19 protein-coding genes are annotated in these 18,409 nt (G+C 58.2%); 14 read left to right on the top strand and 5 right to left on the bottom strand.

Annotation, left to right across the window (positions count from 1 at the left end; translation table 11 throughout):
* Positions 1–732 precede the first annotated feature (732 nt).
* From HWX89_RS01195 to HWX89_RS01170, 6 genes are all read left to right on the top strand, one after another.
* The gene (locus tag HWX89_RS01195; RefSeq protein ID WP_138795585.1) at positions 733–1,569 is read left to right on the top strand and encodes an EamA family transporter; all 837 of its coding nucleotides are present in this window, start codon (positions 733–735) and stop codon (positions 1,567–1,569) included.
* A gap of 246 nt (positions 1,570–1,815) precedes the next feature.
* Entirely contained in the window at positions 1,816–2,280 is a 465-nt protein-coding gene (rplM, locus tag HWX89_RS01190) for a 50S ribosomal protein L13 (RefSeq protein ID WP_138795586.1), read from the top strand.
* A 2-nt stretch (positions 2,281–2,282) separates the two neighbouring features.
* Entirely contained in the window at positions 2,283–2,750 is a 468-nt protein-coding gene (gene rpsI, locus HWX89_RS01185) for a 30S ribosomal protein S9 (protein ID WP_051795849.1), read from the top strand.
* Positions 2,751–2,878: 128 nt separating this feature from the next.
* Positions 2,879–3,832 carry an agmatinase gene (speB, locus tag HWX89_RS01180; RefSeq protein WP_138795587.1) on the top strand — a complete coding sequence of 318 codons (954 nt, stop codon included), beginning with the start codon at positions 2,879–2,881 and terminating at the stop codon, positions 3,830–3,832.
* Positions 3,833–3,905: 73 nt separating this feature from the next.
* The gene (gene argC, locus HWX89_RS01175) at positions 3,906–4,832 is read left to right on the top strand and encodes an N-acetyl-gamma-glutamyl-phosphate reductase (RefSeq protein WP_138795588.1); all 927 of its coding nucleotides are present in this window, start codon (positions 3,906–3,908) and stop codon (positions 4,830–4,832) included.
* On the top strand, positions 4,829–5,671 hold the full coding sequence (locus HWX89_RS01170) for an aminoglycoside phosphotransferase family protein (RefSeq protein ID WP_138795589.1): 843 nt from the start codon (positions 4,829–4,831) through the stop codon (positions 5,669–5,671). Before argC ends, HWX89_RS01170 begins: the two co-directional genes overlap by 4 nt.
* 1 nt (position 5,672) lies before the next feature.
* Here HWX89_RS01170 and HWX89_RS01165 read toward each other — a convergent pair whose 3' ends face one another.
* The gene (locus HWX89_RS01165) at positions 5,673–6,776 is read right to left on the bottom strand and encodes a COX15/CtaA family protein (RefSeq protein WP_178340589.1); all 1,104 of its coding nucleotides are present in this window, start codon (positions 6,774–6,776) and stop codon (positions 5,673–5,675) included.
* Positions 6,777–7,040: 264 nt separating this feature from the next.
* On the opposite strand from HWX89_RS01165, the gene HWX89_RS01160 reads away from it, so the two are divergent.
* Both HWX89_RS01160 and HWX89_RS01155 read left to right on the top strand, forming a co-directional pair.
* Positions 7,041–7,253 (top strand): DUF2842 domain-containing protein, encoded by a 213-nt coding sequence (locus HWX89_RS01160; RefSeq protein ID WP_138795591.1) that lies wholly within the window; start codon positions 7,041–7,043, stop codon positions 7,251–7,253.
* A 101-nt stretch (positions 7,254–7,354) separates the two neighbouring features.
* The gene (locus HWX89_RS01155; protein WP_138795592.1) at positions 7,355–8,611 is read left to right on the top strand and encodes a GNAT family N-acetyltransferase; all 1,257 of its coding nucleotides are present in this window, start codon (positions 7,355–7,357) and stop codon (positions 8,609–8,611) included.
* 38 nt (positions 8,612–8,649) lie between these two features.
* Here HWX89_RS01155 and HWX89_RS01150 read toward each other — a convergent pair whose 3' ends face one another.
* Positions 8,650–10,920: a GumC family protein gene (locus HWX89_RS01150; protein WP_138795593.1), complete on the bottom strand. Its 2,271-nt coding sequence runs from the start codon at positions 10,918–10,920 to the stop codon at positions 8,650–8,652.
* Between the two features lie 222 nt (positions 10,921–11,142).
* On the opposite strand from HWX89_RS01150, the gene uppC reads away from it, so the two are divergent.
* From uppC to HWX89_RS01120, 6 genes are all read left to right on the top strand, one after another.
* On the top strand, positions 11,143–11,715 hold the full coding sequence (gene uppC / locus HWX89_RS01145) for a polysaccharide export protein UppC (protein ID WP_138795594.1): 573 nt from the start codon (positions 11,143–11,145) through the stop codon (positions 11,713–11,715).
* A gap of 17 nt (positions 11,716–11,732) precedes the next feature.
* Complete coding sequence (gene uppD / locus HWX89_RS01140) at positions 11,733–12,869, top strand: polysaccharide biosynthesis type 4 glycosyltransferase UppD (RefSeq protein ID WP_138795595.1); 1,137 nt, start codon at positions 11,733–11,735, stop codon at positions 12,867–12,869.
* Between the two features lie 120 nt (positions 12,870–12,989).
* A complete protein-coding gene (gene uppE, locus HWX89_RS01135) occupies positions 12,990–14,546 on the top strand; it encodes a polysaccharide biosynthesis glycosyltransferase UppE (protein ID WP_138795596.1) in 1,557 nt (518 codons plus the stop codon).
* Entirely contained in the window at positions 14,543–15,802 is a 1,260-nt protein-coding gene (uppF, locus tag HWX89_RS01130) for a polysaccharide biosynthesis O-antigen ligase family protein UppF (RefSeq protein WP_138795597.1), read from the top strand. The genes uppE and uppF overlap by 4 nt, the downstream gene beginning before the upstream one ends.
* Before the next feature lie 63 nt (positions 15,803–15,865).
* The gene (locus HWX89_RS01125; RefSeq protein WP_138795598.1) at positions 15,866–16,015 is read left to right on the top strand and encodes a hypothetical protein; all 150 of its coding nucleotides are present in this window, start codon (positions 15,866–15,868) and stop codon (positions 16,013–16,015) included.
* A gap of 162 nt (positions 16,016–16,177) precedes the next feature.
* Positions 16,178–16,810 (top strand): hypothetical protein, encoded by a 633-nt coding sequence (locus HWX89_RS01120; protein ID WP_138795599.1) that lies wholly within the window; start codon positions 16,178–16,180, stop codon positions 16,808–16,810.
* Positions 16,811–16,867: 57 nt separating this feature from the next.
* Here HWX89_RS01120 and HWX89_RS01115 read toward each other — a convergent pair whose 3' ends face one another.
* From HWX89_RS01115 to HWX89_RS01105, 3 genes are all read right to left on the bottom strand, one after another.
* Positions 16,868–17,404: a DUF1269 domain-containing protein gene (locus HWX89_RS01115; protein WP_138795600.1), complete on the bottom strand. Its 537-nt coding sequence runs from the start codon at positions 17,402–17,404 to the stop codon at positions 16,868–16,870.
* Between the two features lie 174 nt (positions 17,405–17,578).
* Positions 17,579–17,839: a hypothetical protein gene (locus tag HWX89_RS01110; RefSeq protein WP_138795601.1), complete on the bottom strand. Its 261-nt coding sequence runs from the start codon at positions 17,837–17,839 to the stop codon at positions 17,579–17,581.
* A gap of 1 nt (position 17,840) precedes the next feature.
* Positions 17,841–18,161 carry a helix-turn-helix domain-containing protein gene (locus HWX89_RS01105; protein WP_178340577.1) on the bottom strand — a complete coding sequence of 107 codons (321 nt, stop codon included), beginning with the start codon at positions 18,159–18,161 and terminating at the stop codon, positions 17,841–17,843.
* Between the last annotated feature and the right edge of the window lie 248 nt (positions 18,162–18,409).

Genomic DNA, 18,409 nt, shown 5'->3' with positions numbered 1-18,409 from the left:
ATAGCCTTTTTTCTGGCTCGTACGATTTAACACAGACACTGCAAAGGTAACGATCTTCTGTCATCTAGGTTGCCCTTCTACCGCGATGAAGGCCCGATTTGCGAATTTGCGACTTATCGGACAAGTGCTGCAACTTTTGCAAAATGATTTCACGGCGCATTGCAATCCGGGTTGCAGAGTTTTCACGCGGAGATTGTGCAGCAATCAAGCAACCTCGAAAATAATCCTAGACGACACCATAAACGTGCATAACATCCGCCATTCGTCTCCTGTTTGTTTTCATTCCGTTCACAGAAACATTAGCTATGTCTAATTTTCAAGATATGCGGCGGCGCAGCAAAAAAACATCGACCTGAAACGTTTCAGTTCGTTAAATTAGCGATTTTTGAAATTCATTTTCATTTGTGACATTGCCAAGAAAGCCGTTCTCACCGTGACGAAACGAACCCATGCAAATCGATTTGATCCGTAACATCCTCACGTAACATCGCGATCGAAACATGTCGGAAGACACACCAGGAGCAAAACCACAAGCTGTGCAGTGAGGTCAGCAAATTTGCAAATGACAGGCTAAATAATGGGCATGCCCCACGGCATTTGCGCTGATAACTTTTCTGACCGAGAGATTTGGCGCTTTTGCGACGTCGCCGCTCACACCATCAATATCGAGGAGAGTACCGCGCCTGCAGGAAATACGGTAGATGAAGAAAAAATGACGCGGGCGAATCTATCGTGACAATCGAGATCTTCTTGCTGGTGCTCCTTGGCGCCTTGCTGCATGCGGGCTGGAACGCGCTGGTGAAGGCCGGGTCCGACAAGTCGCTCGATGCTTCTCTCATTGCAGCCGGCGCGGCTGCATGCTGCGTCCCTTTCCTGCCCTTCCTGCCGTTTCCAGAGCCGATTGCCCTGCCCTTCCTGATCGCATCCGCCTTTCTGCAGTTTGCTTATTTCAGGCTTGTTGCGGCTGCCTACACGATTGGCGACATCGGCTTGGTCTATCCCGTCATGCGCGGCGTGGCACCTTTGATCGTCGCGGCATCGAGCAGCCTGTTTCTCAGTGAAATACTGAGTCCGGTTGCGCTTCTCGGCATAGCGATCATCTCAGCCGGTATTCTGACCCTGGCGTTCGAAGCACGGCGCGGTGGCGGACGGGCCATTCTTGTCGCCCTTCTCAACGCTTTCGTCATTGCCTCCTATACCTTCGTCGACGGCGTCGGCGCGCGGCTTTCCGGCAACGCGATTTCCTATACGCTGTGGATGTCGCTTCTGCCGCCGGTGCTGCTTTTCACATTCGCTTTCTATCAACGCGGCGTCACGCCCGTTGTCCAGCACGTCAAGCGTTACTGGTGGCGTGGGCTGATCGGCGGTGGCGGTTCCATCCTGTCTTACGGGCTGGCACTTTACGCGATGACAAAAGCCCCTGTGGCCGTGGTCGCGGCACTGCGCGAAACCTCAATTCTGTTCGCCATCGTCATTTCCGTGGTGATCCTGAAAGAGCGGGCGAGCATCTGGCGTTATGCGGCCGGAGCGATCATTGCGGGTGGCGTTCTGGTCATGCGGCTGGGTTAAATGGCCTCACTTGATGGGGTAAAATAATACCACATAGACAAACCATTGTTTTTGCTTGATTATTTTTACGACCCTGAAAATCGCCGATATTGACGCTTTTTCCGCCGCACCGTATAAGCGCGCCAGACTGAATTCCTGCCGGAAAGCGGTCTTTTGCGGTTGCTGACAAGGCAACCAACCCAAGCAACAAGAAACGCCTGCATACGCTTTTTACCGCGCATGACAGGTTCAAAGAAAGTGAAAACTATGTCTACTTTCGTTCAGAAGCCCGCTGAGGTGGAGAAGAAGTGGATCATCATCGACGCCGAAGGCCTCGTTGTTGGTCGTCTCGCCACCATCGTTGCTACCCGCCTGCGCGGTAAGCACAAGGCAACCTACACCCCTCACGTCGATGACGGCGACAACGTCATCATCATCAACGCTGAGAAGGCTGTCTTCACCGGCAACAAGTATTCCGACAAGAAGTACTACTGGCACACCGGTCACCCGGGTGGCATCAAGGAGCGTACGGCTCGCCAGATCATCGAAGGCCGCTTCCCGGAGCGCGTCGTTGAGAAGGCCGTTGAGCGCATGATCCCGCGCGGCCCGCTCGGTCGTCGCCAGATGAAGAACCTCCGCGTTTACGCTGGTTCGAACCATCCGCACGAAGCACAGCAGCCCGTCGCTCTCGACGTTGCATCGCTGAACAAGAAGAACGTAAGGAGCGCCTGATAATGGCCGATCTTTCCTCCCTGAAAGACCTCGCCCCGGCATCGGAAGCTTCGGCTCCCGTGCACGTCCGCAAGGTTGACACCCTCGGCCGCTCCTACGCGACCGGCAAGCGCAAGAACGCCGTAGCCCGCGTATGGGTCAAGGCTGGTTCTGGCAAGATCATCATCAACGGTCGCGACTTCACGGCGTACTTCGCTCGTCCGGTCCTCCAGATGATCCTGCAGCAGCCGATCGTTGCTGCCGCTCGCACGGGTCAGTTCGACATCATCGCTACGGTTGCTGGCGGCGGTCTGTCCGGCCAGGCCGGTGCAGTTCGTCACGGTCTGTCCAAGGCCCTCACCTACTTCGAACCGGGCCTGCGCTCTGTTCTGAAGAAGGGTGGCTTCCTGACCCGCGACAGCCGCGTTGTCGAGCGTAAGAAGTACGGTAAGGCCAAGGCTCGCCGTTCCTTCCAGTTCTCCAAGCGTTAATCGCTTCCGGAATACAGAACTACGAAAAGGCGGGGCTTCGGCTCCGCCTTTTTTCGTTGTCATGCGCCCTTGTTTTTGGCCCGATAAAACCGCAACCTCGCGGGTAAACAGGACCGTCGGGGAAACACATGCCATCGAAAACCATCGATCACGCCTTTACCGCCACCACGCTGACGTCGGCTGCGACCGATCCGACCCATGCGGGCACGCTGTCTTTCATGCGGCGCAAGTTCACCAAGAACCTGAAGGGCGTTTCAACGGCGGTCTGGGGCATTCCTTTCGATGCGGCAACGTCCAACCGTCCCGGTGCACGGTTCGGGCCACAGGCCATTCGCCGCGCTTCGGCGATTTTCGACAACGACCCGCAATATCCGTTCGAACGCGACCTGTTCGCCCATATGCCGACCATCGATTACGGCGACTGCCTGCTCGATTACGGCAACCACTGGAAAACGCCTGAGACGATAGAAAAAGAAGCGCGCAAGATCATTTCCAAGACGGACTATCTGCTGACGCTGGGCGGCGACCACTTCATTACCTGGCCGCTTCTGAAAGCCCACGTTGCCAAACACGGTCCGTTGGCGCTGGTGCAGTTCGACGCGCATCAGGACACCTGGTTCGACGACGGCAAACGGATCGACCACGGCTCCTTTGTGGCGCGCGCCGTGCGTGAGGGGCTGATCGATGCAGACCGCTCGATCCAGATCGGCATCCGTACACATGCGCCTGACGATTTCGGCATTCACATTGTGCACGGCTATGAGGTGGAGGAGATGCGCGCAAGCGACATCGCCTCGCTGATCGTCCGGCATACGGCAGGCATGCCCGTCTATCTGACCTTCGATATCGATTGCCTCGATCCGGCTTTTGCCCCCGGCACGGGAACGCCTGTGGCGGGTGGCCCCACCAGCGCCAAGATCCTGTCCGTTCTACGCGGGCTCGGCCAGCTCGATATTCGTGGCTCGGATGTGGTCGAGGTCGCACCGGCTTACGACCATGCGGATGTCACCGCCATTGCCGGGGCGACGGTTGCAATGTATATGCTTGGCCTGCGCGCTGAGCGACTGGCGAAAGCAGGTTGAAAAAAGACCCGCCGACGCATGAGAGATTGAATCCGAAAACAGATACAACCCACTGAAAAGTCAGGACAAGGACATGACAGCGAAGATCTTCATCGATGGCGAACACGGCACCACGGGTCTGCAGATCCGCACGCGCCTTGCTGGCCGCCGCGATATCGAGTTGCTGTCGATTCCCGAGGCCGAGCGTCGCAACGCCGCCATGCGTGAAGACATGCTGAATGGCGCCGATGTTTCCATCCTGTGCCTTCCCGACGACGCATCGCGGGAAGCCGTCGGCATGGTCGCTGGCAACAACAATGTCCGCATCATCGACACGTCCACCGCGTTCCGGATACATCAGGACTGGGCTTACGGCTTCGCTGAAATGGACAGGGAACAGACCGACAAGGTGCGTTCGGCCCGTTTCGTCGCCAATCCCGGCTGCTATCCGACCGGCGCCATCGGCCTTATCCGGCCGCTGCGTGCCGCGGGCATTCTGCCTGACGGCTACCCGGTCAGCGTCAACGCCGTTTCCGGTTACACCGGTGGCGGCAAGCAGTTGATCGGCCAGATGGAAGACCTGAACCGCGATGACGCCATCACGGCCAACAACTTCCTTTACGGGCTGACGCTGAAGCACAAGCACGTTCCCGAAATGAAACAGCACGGCCTTCTGGACCGTTCTCCGCTGTTTTCGCCCTCCGTCGGCCGCTTCGCGCAGGGCATGATCGTACAGGTGCCGCTGTTCGTTGCCGACCTGAAGGATGGCGCGAGTGTCGAAACCGTGCATGCCGCACTTGTTGCCCATTATGCCGGCCAGGACATCGTTACCGTTGTGCCGCTTGAAGAGAGCAAGGCGATTGCCCGTATCGATGCCGAGGAACTGGTCAACAAGGACACGATGAAGCTTTACGTGTTCGGCACCGGTGAGCACATCAACCTCGTTGCTGTCCTCGACAATCTCGGCAAGGGCGCATCGGGTGCGGCTGTCCAGAACATGGAACTGATGCTCTCTGCATGAGCGGGAGCGGCTTGCCTTTTCCGCCCGAATGGCAGATCGCGCAAGCCAGGCAGATTGCCGACACGGTTGCGGGCACGGTCTATGACGTGACCCGCGCCGACGGTTCACGCGATATTGCCAAAACTCTCAAACCCAAGGCGCTTGAAGACAGCCTGCGCGGTGCGGATTTCATCGCATGGCGCGGCGGTATTGGCTGCGTCGAATTGATCGACCGCACCGATACGATCCTCCTGATGGAACACGCCGGCGAGACAACACTGCGTGACCTTCTGGAGCGGGATGGCGATGCGACAGCAACCGGCATCGCCGCCGAGGTCCTCCTGAATTACCACCGCCCGTCTGACACGCCGCCGCCTGCCAGCCTGCAGCCGCTGCAGCGTTATTTTGCCAGCCTGTTTGCCAAGGCAGAACAGGACAGGCGAGACGGTCGCGACAGTCTGTACACCGAAGCTGCCGGCATTGCGCAGGCGCTGATTGGCAATCAGCAGGATATCAAGCCGTTGCATGGCGACCTGCACCACGAAAACATCATGAAGAGCCCGCGTGGCTGGATCATCATCGATCCTGCCGGCCTGATCGGCGATCCGGCACTCGATGTCGCCAATATGTTTTCCAATCCGCTCGACCGGTTCGATCTGACCCGCAGCGAGGAGAGGATTGCCGCCATGGCCTCTGTTTTTGCCGAAACACTGAAGCGCGACATGCGCACCATCCTGCGTTACGCCTTTGCCTATGGCTGCCTTTCAGCCGCTTGGCATGAGGAAGACGGCAATGAAAAAGACCGCGACGATGAACTCTCCGTCGCGGTCTCGATAAAATCCGTCCTCGGACAGCTCTGAATCAGTCGCGAAGCTCGACCGCGACTGCCGGCGGGTATTCACCGATAAAACCACGCCAGTGCGCAATCGCGAAGCCAAGCACGATCAGCGCCATGCCCTGATGGGCGAGTGCCACGTGGATATCGACATGCATCAGCAGCGTCGTGATGCCGAGCGCAGCCTGGATGCAGATCAGCACGAAGAAGAGCACACTGCGGCGCGCATGCGGCGTTCCCGGCAACTCCCGGCAGATGCCGACCATATGCCAGAGACTTGCGGCAAACAGCGTGTAGGCGCCCAGACGATGCACGAACTGCACGGTCTTGGGGTTCTCGAACAGATTGATCCACCAGGGCTGCTGCAGGAAGAGATCGCCCGGAACCAGCGAACCGTCCATCAGTGGCCAGGTGTTATAGGAGAGCCCGGCATTCAGCCCGGCAACGAGCGCACCGAGATAGATCTGGAAAAGACAGAGTACGGCCAGCACCATGGCAAACCGCCGGCCGGTGCGTTCATTGGCGGCATCCGGTGAGTGCACCGACAGGCCGCGCAGTATCCACATGCACCCTGCAAAGATCAGACAGGCGATCGTCAGGTGGGTGGCAAGGCGATATTGCGACACATCCGTGCGGTTGACGAGGCCAGACGACACCATCCACCAGCCGATGAAACCCTGAAAGCCGCCCAGCGCCAGCAGTCCGACCAGTGGCAAACGCAGACGTTTTTCGATGCGGCCGGTCAGCCAGAAATAGGCGAGCGGCAGCGCGAAGATCAGGCCAATGGTGCGGGCCAGCAAGCGGTGCGCCCATTCCCACCAGAAAATGGTCTTGAACTCATCCAGGGACATGCCCCTGTTGATTTCCTGATATTGCGGAATACGCTTGTAAAGCTGGAATTCCTCTTCCCATTCGGCGACCGAAAGCGGGGGAATGGCGCCGTGTATCGGCTTCCATTCGGTGATGGAAAGGCCCGATTCCGTCAGGCGCGTCGCGCCGCCGACAAGAACGAGACAAAACAGCGTGAAAAGCACCACGCGCAACCAGATTCGCAGTAGGCGACGATCCTTCTCCTGTTTGTGCAGGGCAGTTTCCACCGCCAGCTCCACAGAACCGTTTGCCACCGTCATGCCACTCGAACGCATTTCGCCGATCTCCATTGTTCAGCCTCTGTCTGATTAGCCCCAACCGACCCTGCAAAACAAGACCCGAGGGTTTGCGGCATCCCGTCGCGGCGCTATAGTCGGGCAAGACATTGGGGTGGAGCATTGCATGGGTGAACGTCATTTGGTTTCGGCAATACAACCGAAGGGGGATTGGAGCGCCGGGCTATTTTCCTCAGAAACGACAAAACCCGGCCTCAATGCCCGAAACCTGAACCTCGGTTGATCCTCATGCGCCCTCGCCTCAGATCCTTCATCGGCACCATCGTCATTATCTGTCTTGTCGTGGTTTATGCCGTCGTGGCCACCTCCGTTGCGGCTGCGATCTTGTCGCAATCCCCCTGGTGGGTGCACCTCGCCTATTTCATTCTGACCGGGCTTTTGTGGATTTTGCCCGCCATGCTTATCATTCGATGGATGGCCGGGTCAAAACAGGCAAAATAGCGTGGACAAAAGCGCGTTACCGCCAGCGGTTGCCTTCGGCTTATAAAGACATTGTTTGCCGGTGGCAGCTATAGTCTCGCCTGATCAACCGGAGAGAGCGGATGACGGCGGTGGGGCCGGTCACGACCAAGGATGGCGAAGCGAAGTTCACTTCGGTGGACGGTTCTGCGTTGCCTGAGCGGCGCCGCGCCGACCGGCTCATCGTCGATCTCGTCGACGATATCGATTCCATCCGCACAGAATGGGACGCTCTCGACCGCGATGCTCTCAACTCGCTGCATCAGGGACTAGACTGGTGCCGCATCTGGGCGAAGACCCAGAATAGCCCGTTGCATGTCATCCGTGGTCGCCAGGGTGGCAAAACCGTTTTCCTTCTGCCACTCGAACTGGTCCGTGAAGGTGGCATTCGCCAGGCGCGTTTTCCAGGCGGCCGCTTCAACAACATCAATACCGGTGTGTTCGATGCGGATTTTGCCGAGAAGGCAAACAGCGCCACGACCGCAGCCATTACCCGCGAAGCCAAAAAGCTTCTGCATGGAAAGGCCGATGTTCTGGCGTTGCAGAATGTGCCGCTGGTCTGGCGTGAGCGCACCAGCCCGCTTGCGCATCTTGCCTCTGTCGAAAACCAGAACCCCGCCTTCCAGCTTCCGCTTCTCGGCAGCATGGAAAACACGATCCGGCAGGTGAATGCCAAAAGGCGCCGCAAGAAATTTCGCATCCAGAGCCGCCGTGCCGAAGAACTGGGTGGCTACACCCACGTGATCGCGCAGACGCCGGAGGAAAAATGCCAGTTGCTGCAGACCTTTTTCCGGCAGAAATCGACGCGGTTTGCATCGCAGGGCATACCAGACGTTTTCCGCGACCAGGCCGTCAAGGACTTCTTCTACGACCTGGCATCCGTGGAACCGGCCGGGACTGACACCGCGCTCGAGTTACACGCCATCCGCCTTCACGGCGAAAATGAAGGTTTGATTGCCGCGGTTGCCGGTCTTTCGCGCAAGCAGGACCATGTGATCTGCCAGTTCGGCTCGATCGATGAAACGGTTGCCAAGGACCTGAGCCCCGGCGAATTGCTGTTCTGGCTGATGATCGAGCGGGCCTGTCAGGAAAAGGCCGTGCTGTTCGATTTCGGCGTCGGCGACCAGCTTTACAAACGAAGCTGGTGCCCGATGATGACGGTGCAGCACGACATCTTCCTGCCGCTGACACTGAAAGGCCGGCTTGCAGCGTCTGTGTTCGTGGCGATTGCCAGAACCAAGAGTGCGATCAAAACCAACCCGACGCTTTATGCGCTGATCCAGCGGCTGCGTGCCCGCACCTGGGATGGAGGCGGATCAGCCGCCTCCAGGGACGATTAGGATCAAGATCCCATCGATGTTTGAAACGCCATTAGCGCTCACGCGGCGCTGAGATGATCGCGCTTGCGCATTCCCGACATCGGCAGAGCCTGTTCGTAGCCATGCGCGAGCAGATCACCGAGGGTCTTTTCCAGCACGACATCTTTCGTGTCGGGAACGGAAACGACGATTTCGGCAGGCATACGCCGCAGCATCTTCTCAAGGCTCTGAATCTGGACCGCACCGCATTCCACGAGAACCGTGTCGTAGGCATCAGACAGCGCGTTGATAATCATCGTCAGACGGTCGATGGCGCGCATCGCTTCACGCGGCTGCGCATTGCCCTGCGGCACAATATGGGCATCGGACAACCTGTCGCTGTGAATCGTCTCGCCAAATGCGGCTGCACCAGCCAACAGGTCCATGATGCCGGGAAGGCCGGTGTCTGGAGCCATCAGGCGGGTCGGACACGCGGACGCCGTCATATCCACCAGAACGACGGAACGGCCGAGTTCGGAAAGAGCACGGGCCAGCATGACGGTGGTTGTGGAGCCGCTATCACCGGTTGGAGACACGACCGCGACCACAGGTTTGGCAACGCGAGCCGCCAGGAATGCCGCAACGGCATCAACTGAAAATTCGCCCTGGTCGTCATCGTCTTCCGCTGCAGCAATCTCTTCCTGCGCGGCTGCAGCGACGGCGGCGGCCTGCGGCTTTTCTTCCGCGATAGCGGCAGACGCCACCACTGGCGGTATCATCGCTGCGGCGGGTGACGGTTCGACATAAGCCTGCGGCGCAACGACCGGCGGCTTTTCTTTTGCCTTTGGCGTTTCCATCAATTCCGCCTCGTCGGCGCGTTCGTTCCTGTCCTCTGCGGCGGCAATACGGTTGGGATTGTCGCCAGCGACTGGCGCAGGCGCACGACCAACCGGCTTCAAGGCGCGACCGGTGAACAGTTCCAGCAGCATCACCACGATGCAGGAGAGAAGGAAGGTCGCCAGCGTCACGACGATGGTGATCGCCCCTGTTTTGGGGAAATAGGCTTCGCGCGGTTCGACGGCCGAGGAAATGACGCGGGCGTCGGCAGGCGTCGATTCTGCCGATCCGGCGCGAGAGGTCGCTTCGCGGTAACGGGCGAGATAGGTTTCCAGCAACTGACGCTGGGCGGCGGCTTCGCGCTCCAGATCGTTCAATCCGACCTGCTGCTCGCCAGCGCGCGCACTTTCGGATTTCAGCACATTCATCTGCTGCACGAGTTGACGTTCCCGCAACCGCGAAACATTCGCCTCGTTTTCAAGGCTCGCCAGAACCTTGCGTGTCTCTTCCTGAATTTGCCGCTGAATGCCATCAAGCTGGCTGCGCAGCGCCTTGATACGCGGATGGCCTTCCAGCATAGAAGACGAAAGATCGGAAATCTGGCTGCGGATCGTCGCCTCGCTTTCCTTGAGGCGCTGGATCATCTGCGAACTGACCACATCCGGGAAAGTGTCGAGCGGGCGGCCACTTGAGAGGGCATTGCGTACGCTTTCAGCGCGCGCTTCCGCATTGGCCCGTTCCGTTCTGACGCGGGCAAGTTCGGTCGAGGCATCGCTCAATTGCCGTGTGGCAAGCGTTTCGCCCTGCCCGGCCGACAGAAGATCGGAGGAAGAGCGATAGTCGGCAACCTTGCGATCGGCATCACGCACCTTTTCGCGAAGACTGGCGATCTCCGGTTCAAGCCAGCGGGCAGCCTCGGTGCTGGTGTCCAGCTTCGCGCCGCTTTGCAGCGCGATGTAGACCTTCATCATCTCGTTCGGGATCGTGGCGGCGAGCTTGGGGTCCTGCGAGGAGAACTCAACAGCGATGACGCGCGAACTTTCAAGCTGATAGACCTGCAGCTTTTCCCTGAAAGCCTTGAGGACCCGTTCCTCCGGCGCAACCTGCAGCGGATCGCGCTTCAGACCAACAGAGACAAGCAATTGCGAAAGGAAGGAGGGATTTGCATCCGGGTCGAACTCGTTGAGTTCGTGCAGCTTCATGTCCCGCGCCACCTGTTTGATCAGGTCGACCGATTGCAGGATCTGCACCTGGCTCGAAACGGTCAGCTCATCCAGCGCAGGTTCGGCAGGCGTGTTCGACTGCGGCGATGCACCAAAGGATGCTGCGCGGGATTCGATCAGCACGCGCGCTTCGCCCTTGTAGGCTGGCGCCATCATGCTGGATGCGACAAAGGCAGCCCCGCCCGCGAGAAGCGTAATCAGGGCAATACGCCCCTTGCGCTCCCATATCGCCGACATCAGCCGGGCGAGATCGATATCCACATCCCTGTCGTCCATGCGCTCGCCGTTCATACGGGCTCCATAGCCGGGGCAACCCCGTTTGTTCAAATATAGATCACCAATTTCGCGCAAAGCTTAAGTGTTGCCGGTAACACAACAGTTAATCCGGCAAACAACCGACGCAAATCGCGCAAAATAAAGCCGATTTCATCGGCCATCCGCGCTGCCGTTTACCGGCCATTAACCCTAACAGACCGATAACAATGGTCATTGAACGACTCGGAGCCTGACGAAATGCCGCTCGCCGGATCACGACATGTCACAGCACTCATTGTAGCCGCCCTGTCGGCCCTTTCGGGATGCGCGGCATATCAACCCGCGCCGAAAGCATTCCATGAGGTTGCCATGCAACCCTATCACGTCGATAGCGGTGATCGGCTGCGCATCAATGTCTTCGAACAGGCCGGGCTGACCAACACCTATACCGTGGATCAGGCCGGTTATGTTGCCTTCCCGCTCGTCGGCCAGGTTTCCGCCCGCGGCAAAACGTTGCCGCAACTCGAAGCCGCAATCGCTGCCAAACTCCGCCAGGGCTATCTGCGCGATCCTGATGTCACCATCGAGATTGATCGTTACCGCCCTGTCTTCATCATGGGCGAAGTTGGCCGGCCGGGTCAATATTCCTACGTGCCCGGGATGACCGCGCAAAATGCCATCGCCATTGCCGGCGGCTTTACCTCGCGCGCCAACCAGGCCGATGTCGATATCACCCGCAAAATCAACGCCGATGTCATCACCGGCCGCATCGGCATTACGGCACCGATCCTGGCGGGCGATACGGTTTATGTTCGCGAACGCTTTTTCTGACGGGCGAGACAGCATCGATGTCGAATGACGGGCCTCCGCTACGCATCATTCACTGCTTCCGCTCCCCTGTGGGCGGTGTCTTCCGCCATGTGCGCGACCTCATCGAAGAACACGTCAAGCAAGGCCACAAGGTCGGCATCGTCTGCGACAGCTCGACCGGCGGCGCCTATGAAGAGAAGCTTTTTGCCCAGATTGCCCCGATGCTGGAACTCGGGCTGACACGGCTGCCAATCCGGCGCTCTATCAGCCCTGGAGATCTCTTTGCGCTGTGGCGTTCCTATAAACACATCAAGAGTTTGCGGCCGGACATCTTGCACGGACACAGCGCCAAGGGCGGCGTGCTGGCACGACTGATCGGCTCACTGCTGCGGGTAAACAGGTATCGCGTCGCCCGCCTCTATTCGCCTCACGGCGGCAGCCTGCACTATGACAGGCGCAGCCTCAAGGGTCAGCTCTTCCTTCGGATCGAACGATTTCAGGAGCGTTTTACCGACGCGCTCTGCTTCGTCTGCCGGTTCGAACAGGAGACTTACGAAACGAAGGTCGGAAAGCCGCGCACCCGCACGGCGATGATCTACAATGGCGTTCAGGAAAACGAATTCGAGACCGTGCCGACACAGGAGGGTGCAGCACAATTTCTCTATATCGGCATGTTGCGCGACCTGAAGGGGCCTGACGTTTTTATCGATGCCTTTGCCAAGGCGGAGCGCATGACCGGCAAGACGCTGTCCGGCGTGATTGTCGGCGATGGCCCAGACAGAGACAAATATGCCGGAATGATTGCCCGTTCCGGTCTCTCGCGCCGCATCTCCATGCATGCGGCCATGCCTGCCCGGAAAGCCTTTGAAATGGCGTCGACAGTGGTGGTTCCCTCCCGCGCGGAAGCCATGCCCTACATCGTTCTGGAGGCGCTCGCGGCCGGCAAGACGGTCATTGCCTCGCGCGTTGGCGGCATTCCCGAAGTGCTGGGCGCAAAAAGCGAGGCGCTGGTGCCGGCTGGCGATTCCGGCGCTCTGGCCAAAATCATGGTTCAAGACGCCAGCGATCCCGTCTGGGCAGATCGGGTCATGCCCAAGCCCGAAGACTTCAAGGCGCAGTTTTCCACACCGGTGATGGCCGCAGATATGCTGACGCTCTATCGCTCTTTGACCTGAGACGCCGCCAGCCCCAAAGTTACACGCCCTGACTGCACGCAGCGTTAATAATCACTGCCATAAACGTTTCTTAGTATGTTTGGACTAGATTTTCGCTCGTAAAGGGTGTGGGCTGTAGCGATGAGCAAGGATAATGAAGAGCGGCACGAATTCGATGTAATCTCGTTCCGCAAGAAGATGTCCGAACGCGACAATAGAGACGCTTCCATTTCCGAAAGCGTCGAACCCAATCCGCTTGCGCGGCAGGTTGCCAGCCAGCTTCGCGCCGGAAATCACTCCCCCAACATGGTCATCGGCCAATTGCGGATTTTTGAATTCGCGCTTCTTGCCGTGATCGCAGCCGCCGTCAACGGCTTTGCCGCCTATGATGGTGCCGGCGGTTTTGCCCACTGGTTTGTCGGCGGGTTGCTCGGCGCGCTTGCCTGCGTGATGTTCATGCAGGCTGGCGACTGCTACCAGCTTCCGGCGTTGCGTGCTCCTTTCAAGGTCTTCTTCCGGGTTCAGGGCGCCGTCATCCTGTCATTCGCGCTGATTGCCGGTTTTGCGCTGGTGTTCTTTCCCGATACGCCGCGCTCTCGGGACGTGTTCATCACCTGGTATGCGCTTTGCGCCATCGCACTGTTTGCCGGCCGCACGCTTCTTGGTTTTGCCATCGGCCACTGGTGGCGAAACGGCGTGATGGAACGCCGTGCCGTGATTGTTGGCGGTGGCGACATGGCCAAGGATCTCATTCGCTCTCTCGAACAGCAGACCGACAACGATATCCGCATCTGCGGCATTTTCGACGACAGAAAAAGCAGCGGTCGTTCGCCCGATGTCGTCGCCGGCTATCCCAAGCTTGGCACCTTTGCCGAACTGGTGGAGTTTGCCCGGCTGACGAAGCTCGACATGCTGATCATTGCCCTGCCGCTGAGTGCTGAAGCGCGCATTTTGCAATTGCTGCGCAAATTGTGGGTGCTGCCGGTGGATATCCGCATTGCCGCACACGCCAACAAGCTGCGTTTCCGCCCGCGCTCCTATTCACATGTCGGCGAAGTGCCGATGCTGGACGTTGTCGACAAGCCGATCCGCGACTGGGATTCGGTGGCAAAACGCATCTTCGACATCGTGTTCAGCATCATTGCCATCGTCCTTCTGTGGCCGATCATGCTGGGTGCGGCGATTGCCGTGAAAGCGACCTCGAAAGGTCCTGTGCTTTTCATGCAGAAGCGTCACGGCTTCAACAACGAGACTATCAATGTCTGGAAGTTCCGCTCCATGTATACGGAGCTCAGCGATCCAACCGCCAAGAAGGCGGTGACGAAAAACGATCCGCGCGTCACGCCGGTCGGACGTTTCCTGCGCAAGTCCTCGATCGATGAGTTGCCGCAGATGTTCAACGTTCTACGCGGCGATCTTTCCCTCGTTGGGCCGCGGCCGCACGCCGTTCACGCCCAGACGGGCGACCTGAAATATACCGAGGTGGTGGAGCATTATTTTGCCCGCCACAAGGTCAAGCCGGGGGTTACGGGCTGGGCGCAGATCAATGGCTGGCGCGGTGAAATCGACCACGGCGACAAGATCAAGTTCCGCACCGAATACGATCTCTATTACATCGAGAACTGGTCGCTGTTCCTCGATCTGAAGATCCTGTTCCTGACGCCTATACGCCTGCTCAAGTCGGAAAACGCCTATTGACCAAAGCCGCCTACCAGCACGCTCCGGATTTTGACGCGCCGCTGGCCACCATGCGGCTGATCGGCTCGTTCTTCATCGCGTTCGGGGTGTTTCTGTCCGGCTTCGTCATCTCGGAACCTGCGCCTTACGAACTGATGATGGTAGGACAGGTCGCGCTGTGGTTTCTGCTCGGCCTGCGCCTGTCGCGCACCGTCGTCATTCTGTTGTGTCTGCTGCTGGCCTTCAATGTGGGTGGATATCTGTCGCTGACCACCATGGCCAATCTGGATGAGGGGCCGCTTTATCTTGCGGTATCGACCTTTCTGGCGCTGACATCTGTTTTCTACGCCGCGATCATCGAAGATAAATATCAGCGACTTCTGCTGATCTTCCGCGCCTGGCTTGCGGCCGCGCTGATTACTTCAATGCTCGGCATTCTCGGTTATTTCCACGCCCTGCCCGGCTTTGAGGTCTTCACACTTTACGACCGCGCCAAGGGTGCATTTCAGGACCCGAACGTCTTCGGTCCCTTCCTGGTGGCGCCGTCGCTCTACCTGATCTACGGCCTGCTTACCGGCAAGACGATGCATGCGCCCTGGCGTATTGCCGGGCTGCTGGTTCTGGCGCTCGGCATCTTCCTGTCCTTCTCGCGCGCAGCCTGGGGCCTCTTTCTGTTTTCAGCGGTCCTGCTGGTGTTCGTGATGCTGCTCAAGGAGCGCACCTCGGCGTTTCGGCTGAAAATTCTTGTGCTGTTTCTTCTCGCAGTCGCTTTCATGGTGGCGGCCGTCATCATCGCCCTGCAATTCAAGCAGGTCGCGGATCTGTTTTCCAACCGTGCATCTGCCGTCCAGTCCTATGACGGTGGACACCTCGGCCGCTTTGCCCGCCACTATCTTGGTTTCCTGATGGCGATGGAACACCCGCTCGGGATCGGCCCGATGGTGTTCGACGACATCTTTCCCGCGGCCGAACACAATATCTGGCTGAAAAGCCTGACCACGCATGGCTGGTTCGGTTTCGTCATCTATCTGGCGATGGTCTGCTGGACGATTGCGGCGGGCTTCAACAACCTGCTGCGTGAGCGCCCGTGGCAACCGTTCCTGATTATCGCCTGGGTGACTTTCGTTGGCCACGTGCTGATTGGCAATGTCATCGATACCGACCACTGGCGGCATTTCTTCCTGCTGCTTGGCGTGATCTGGGGATGCATGGCGCTGGAGAAACGCGAGACCCTGAAACGACGCCGAACACTGGCCGCGTCCCCTCGCCTGCCGTAACGGAACTTTCCCTGATCATCGGCGTTTATCCCGCGATATCACGATCATACGGGGATAATTTGCATGACTCAGACCAATAATCTTTACCTCATCATCGGCGCGCTGGTTGTGGTGATCGCCGGCCTTGGCGCCTATGTCTGGCATGAAGAAAGCAAACCGCAGGGCATTGAGATGAACATCGGCCCGAATGGTGTCTCCGTCGAGCAGAAATAATATACGCAAGCGTGAGGCAACCTTGCCCCAATAGACCGGTCGAAGGCGTTTAAAAACGTCGTGACCGGACTTCTGATGTGAGAAGCCAAGGGGTGGCCCGCGCCACCAACATGAGGTCGATGCGCATGAAACGCGTTGGCCTGTTCAGGACGCAAGATCGACATGGTATCTTCCATCGACCTTTCCACACGACTGACGGCAACAAAACTGGCACTCAAGGCCATCAAGGAACAGGAAGACGCAACAGAAAGCGCATCCAACCAGCGCACACAGCTTCTTTCGTCCTACGGTATCGATACCTCGGCCTCGACCACCACAACACTGAACAATCTGCTGACGCGCCTTTCGGAGCAATCGGGAGAAACCACCGAAGCAGACGATTCGACGCCGGTTTCCACTGACATCACCTCGGCCGATTTCATGACCAGCCTGAAGAAGAAACTTCAGGCGCTGGCGGAAGAAACAGCAACCGCCGAACAGGCGAAGGAAATGCTGGCAGCGCTGGAAAAAGGAACCCTCACCGTTTCGGACCCGCTGAATGGCGTTCAGATGACCGCCTGGGACCCATCGGATGAAAACGACGTGACGACGCAAGCCAGAACGCAGATCGAAAGCATGGGCTGGAGCGAGTTTCTGAAACAGCGGCTCGAGCGTGAAGGCGGCAGCTATGTCCGCTCATCGACCGGCGCCTATACGGATGCGATTTCCGGCAGCAATGCGTTTTTCGGCAGCGTGGGCGACCACTATTATTATCTGACCTGGCCCAAGGCAGACGCAAATACCGTTACGGTTTGATGCAACGAGATTTTGCGACACGCCGCAGAGTGCTGCGGCGTATCGCCAAAACCTTGCTTAGACAGCAGGAGCCGGCGTTTCCACGGAGCTGCCAGACAGCGCCTTTTGCAGTTGCGCTTCCTGCTCTGGCGAAAGCGAGGTTTTCAGGACGCGACCGCGCAGTCCTTCAAACTCAGCCATCACCTTCTCCGGCTGTACCTTGCGGATCAGCACGAACAGCGCAGACGATCCGTTTGGAATTGTTTCGCCCAGCGATTTGATGAAGTCGTCGTCAATGCCGTAATCACCCAGCGAACCGGCAAGCGCGCCCGTGCCCGCACCGAGAACGCCACCAATGGCGAAACCTGCCAGCGGATTGAGGAACAACAGGCCAACAAGGCCGCCCCAAAGGCCGCCAGACAGCAAGCCGGAACTCGCACCAAGTGCCGTCAGATTGACGCTCTGCTTGAGATGCACCTTGCCGGACTCATCACGAACGACAACGACTGCGTCTTCGAGATCGACCAGATATTCCTTTTTCAGACCCGCAAGCTTGAGAAGAACGCGGTCAGCTTCTTCTTTCCCGTCAAAACCGACGACTACCAATTCGGACATGAGCTATCTCCCTGAGTTTAGATTGCCTGCAACTGAACGTTTTGGACCGCAGCAGGTTCCCGTCTATGCTGAAGAGAAGATGTGTCGGGCGTTTGACAGTAAATGCGCGGTAAAAATCAGGGCCGATGCATCGCTGCACCGACCCTTTTTGATTTTTATGCTCTGAGGAAAACCTTAGTGCACGGATGGCTCTTCGCCGTCGAGGAAGCTTCTGATGCCATCCTTTTCGCAGGTTGCCAGAAACTCTTCCCAGGCGTCCTTGTCGGTGGCGAAATTCTCTTCCCAGGTCGTCACGTCGTCCTCTTCGCTGATGACCTCCAGCGTCCAGTCCTGCTGTGTGCCGGCAGGTCGGTAAATATCGACGAGTACCGTGATGCCGTCGTCTTCGAACTCGCCCGAAAACTCGGAATGTTCGATCTTCTCTTTCTTCGCCATGTCAGCCTCCTGCACCTGTGGGCGCATCCGGCGCCATGTGCTCCGGATACTGCACTGTCTCGGGACTTACAATCTCCGGATTCGGCGATTTAAGAAGACGCACACCGGGACCACCCGCCCCACTTGTCGCATTGTCATCGATAAATGAGATACCACCGGACTGCAGCGCCTGGAGCAAAGCAGCAACCGCATCGCCCGGCACCGGCTGACCGGCTTCAAAGGCCTGAACGGTAACGGCTTCAATCTTCGATTCGTCGGCAAGTGTCTTTTGCGACCAATCCAGGAAAGCTCTCGCGGCGCGGCATTGTGCAGGTGTCAGCATTAACAGAGGCTACTGCAATTTTGGGGGAATGGCCAGAAAGGACATTCTCCCGTTACCTCCCAAGCAGCGGCAACGGCAGACTGTAAACCAGCACCCATTCTGTGAACGGCTCGTTGGAAATATTCCGTGAATACGACGATGGCATAGAGCCAACTCCCGCCTCACAGCCGCGCACAATCAAAAGCCGCTCCAGTTTCCCGAAGCGGCGCTCTTGATAAAAATGGCTATGAATAAAGAAGCAATATCGA

It is taken from the genome of Rhizobium sp. RM (assembly GCF_013390595.1).
GTDB lineage: Bacteria > Pseudomonadota > Alphaproteobacteria > Rhizobiales > Rhizobiaceae > Agrobacterium.
The sequence above is the reverse complement of the archived record's forward strand: the minus strand, read 5'-3'. Positions and strand labels throughout refer to the sequence as shown.

Excerpts from the sequence above, each read along its gene's own strand:
- rplM (WP_138795586.1), top strand. The coding sequence starts at position 1,816 with ATGTCTACTTTCGTTCAGAAGCCCGCTGAGGTGGAGAAGAAGTGGATC.
- rpsI (WP_051795849.1), top strand. The coding sequence starts at position 2,283 with ATGGCCGATCTTTCCTCCCTGAAAGACCTCGCCCCGGCATCGGAAGCT.
- speB (WP_138795587.1), top strand. The coding sequence starts at position 2,879 with ATGCCATCGAAAACCATCGATCACGCCTTTACCGCCACCACGCTGACG.
- argC (WP_138795588.1), top strand. The coding sequence starts at position 3,906 with ATGACAGCGAAGATCTTCATCGATGGCGAACACGGCACCACGGGTCTG.
- HWX89_RS01170 (WP_138795589.1), top strand. The coding sequence starts at position 4,829 with ATGAGCGGGAGCGGCTTGCCTTTTCCGCCCGAATGGCAGATCGCGCAA.
- HWX89_RS01165 (WP_178340589.1), bottom strand. The coding sequence starts at position 6,776 with ATGACGGTGGCAAACGGTTCTGTGGAGCTGGCGGTGGAAACTGCCCTG.
- HWX89_RS01160 (WP_138795591.1), top strand. The coding sequence starts at position 7,041 with ATGCGCCCTCGCCTCAGATCCTTCATCGGCACCATCGTCATTATCTGT.
- HWX89_RS01155 (WP_138795592.1), top strand. The coding sequence starts at position 7,355 with ATGACGGCGGTGGGGCCGGTCACGACCAAGGATGGCGAAGCGAAGTTC.
- HWX89_RS01150 (WP_138795593.1), bottom strand. The coding sequence starts at position 10,920 with ATGAACGGCGAGCGCATGGACGACAGGGATGTGGATATCGATCTCGCC.
- uppC (WP_138795594.1), top strand. The coding sequence starts at position 11,143 with ATGCCGCTCGCCGGATCACGACATGTCACAGCACTCATTGTAGCCGCC.
- uppD (WP_138795595.1), top strand. The coding sequence starts at position 11,733 with ATGTCGAATGACGGGCCTCCGCTACGCATCATTCACTGCTTCCGCTCC.
- uppE (WP_138795596.1), top strand. The coding sequence starts at position 12,990 with ATGAGCAAGGATAATGAAGAGCGGCACGAATTCGATGTAATCTCGTTC.
- HWX89_RS01125 (WP_138795598.1), top strand. The coding sequence starts at position 15,866 with ATGACTCAGACCAATAATCTTTACCTCATCATCGGCGCGCTGGTTGTG.
- HWX89_RS01120 (WP_138795599.1), top strand. The coding sequence starts at position 16,178 with ATGGTATCTTCCATCGACCTTTCCACACGACTGACGGCAACAAAACTG.
- HWX89_RS01115 (WP_138795600.1), bottom strand. The coding sequence starts at position 17,404 with ATGTCCGAATTGGTAGTCGTCGGTTTTGACGGGAAAGAAGAAGCTGAC.
- HWX89_RS01110 (WP_138795601.1), bottom strand. The coding sequence starts at position 17,839 with ATGGCGAAGAAAGAGAAGATCGAACATTCCGAGTTTTCGGGCGAGTTC.
- HWX89_RS01105 (WP_178340577.1), bottom strand. The coding sequence starts at position 18,161 with ATGCTGACACCTGCACAATGCCGCGCCGCGAGAGCTTTCCTGGATTGG.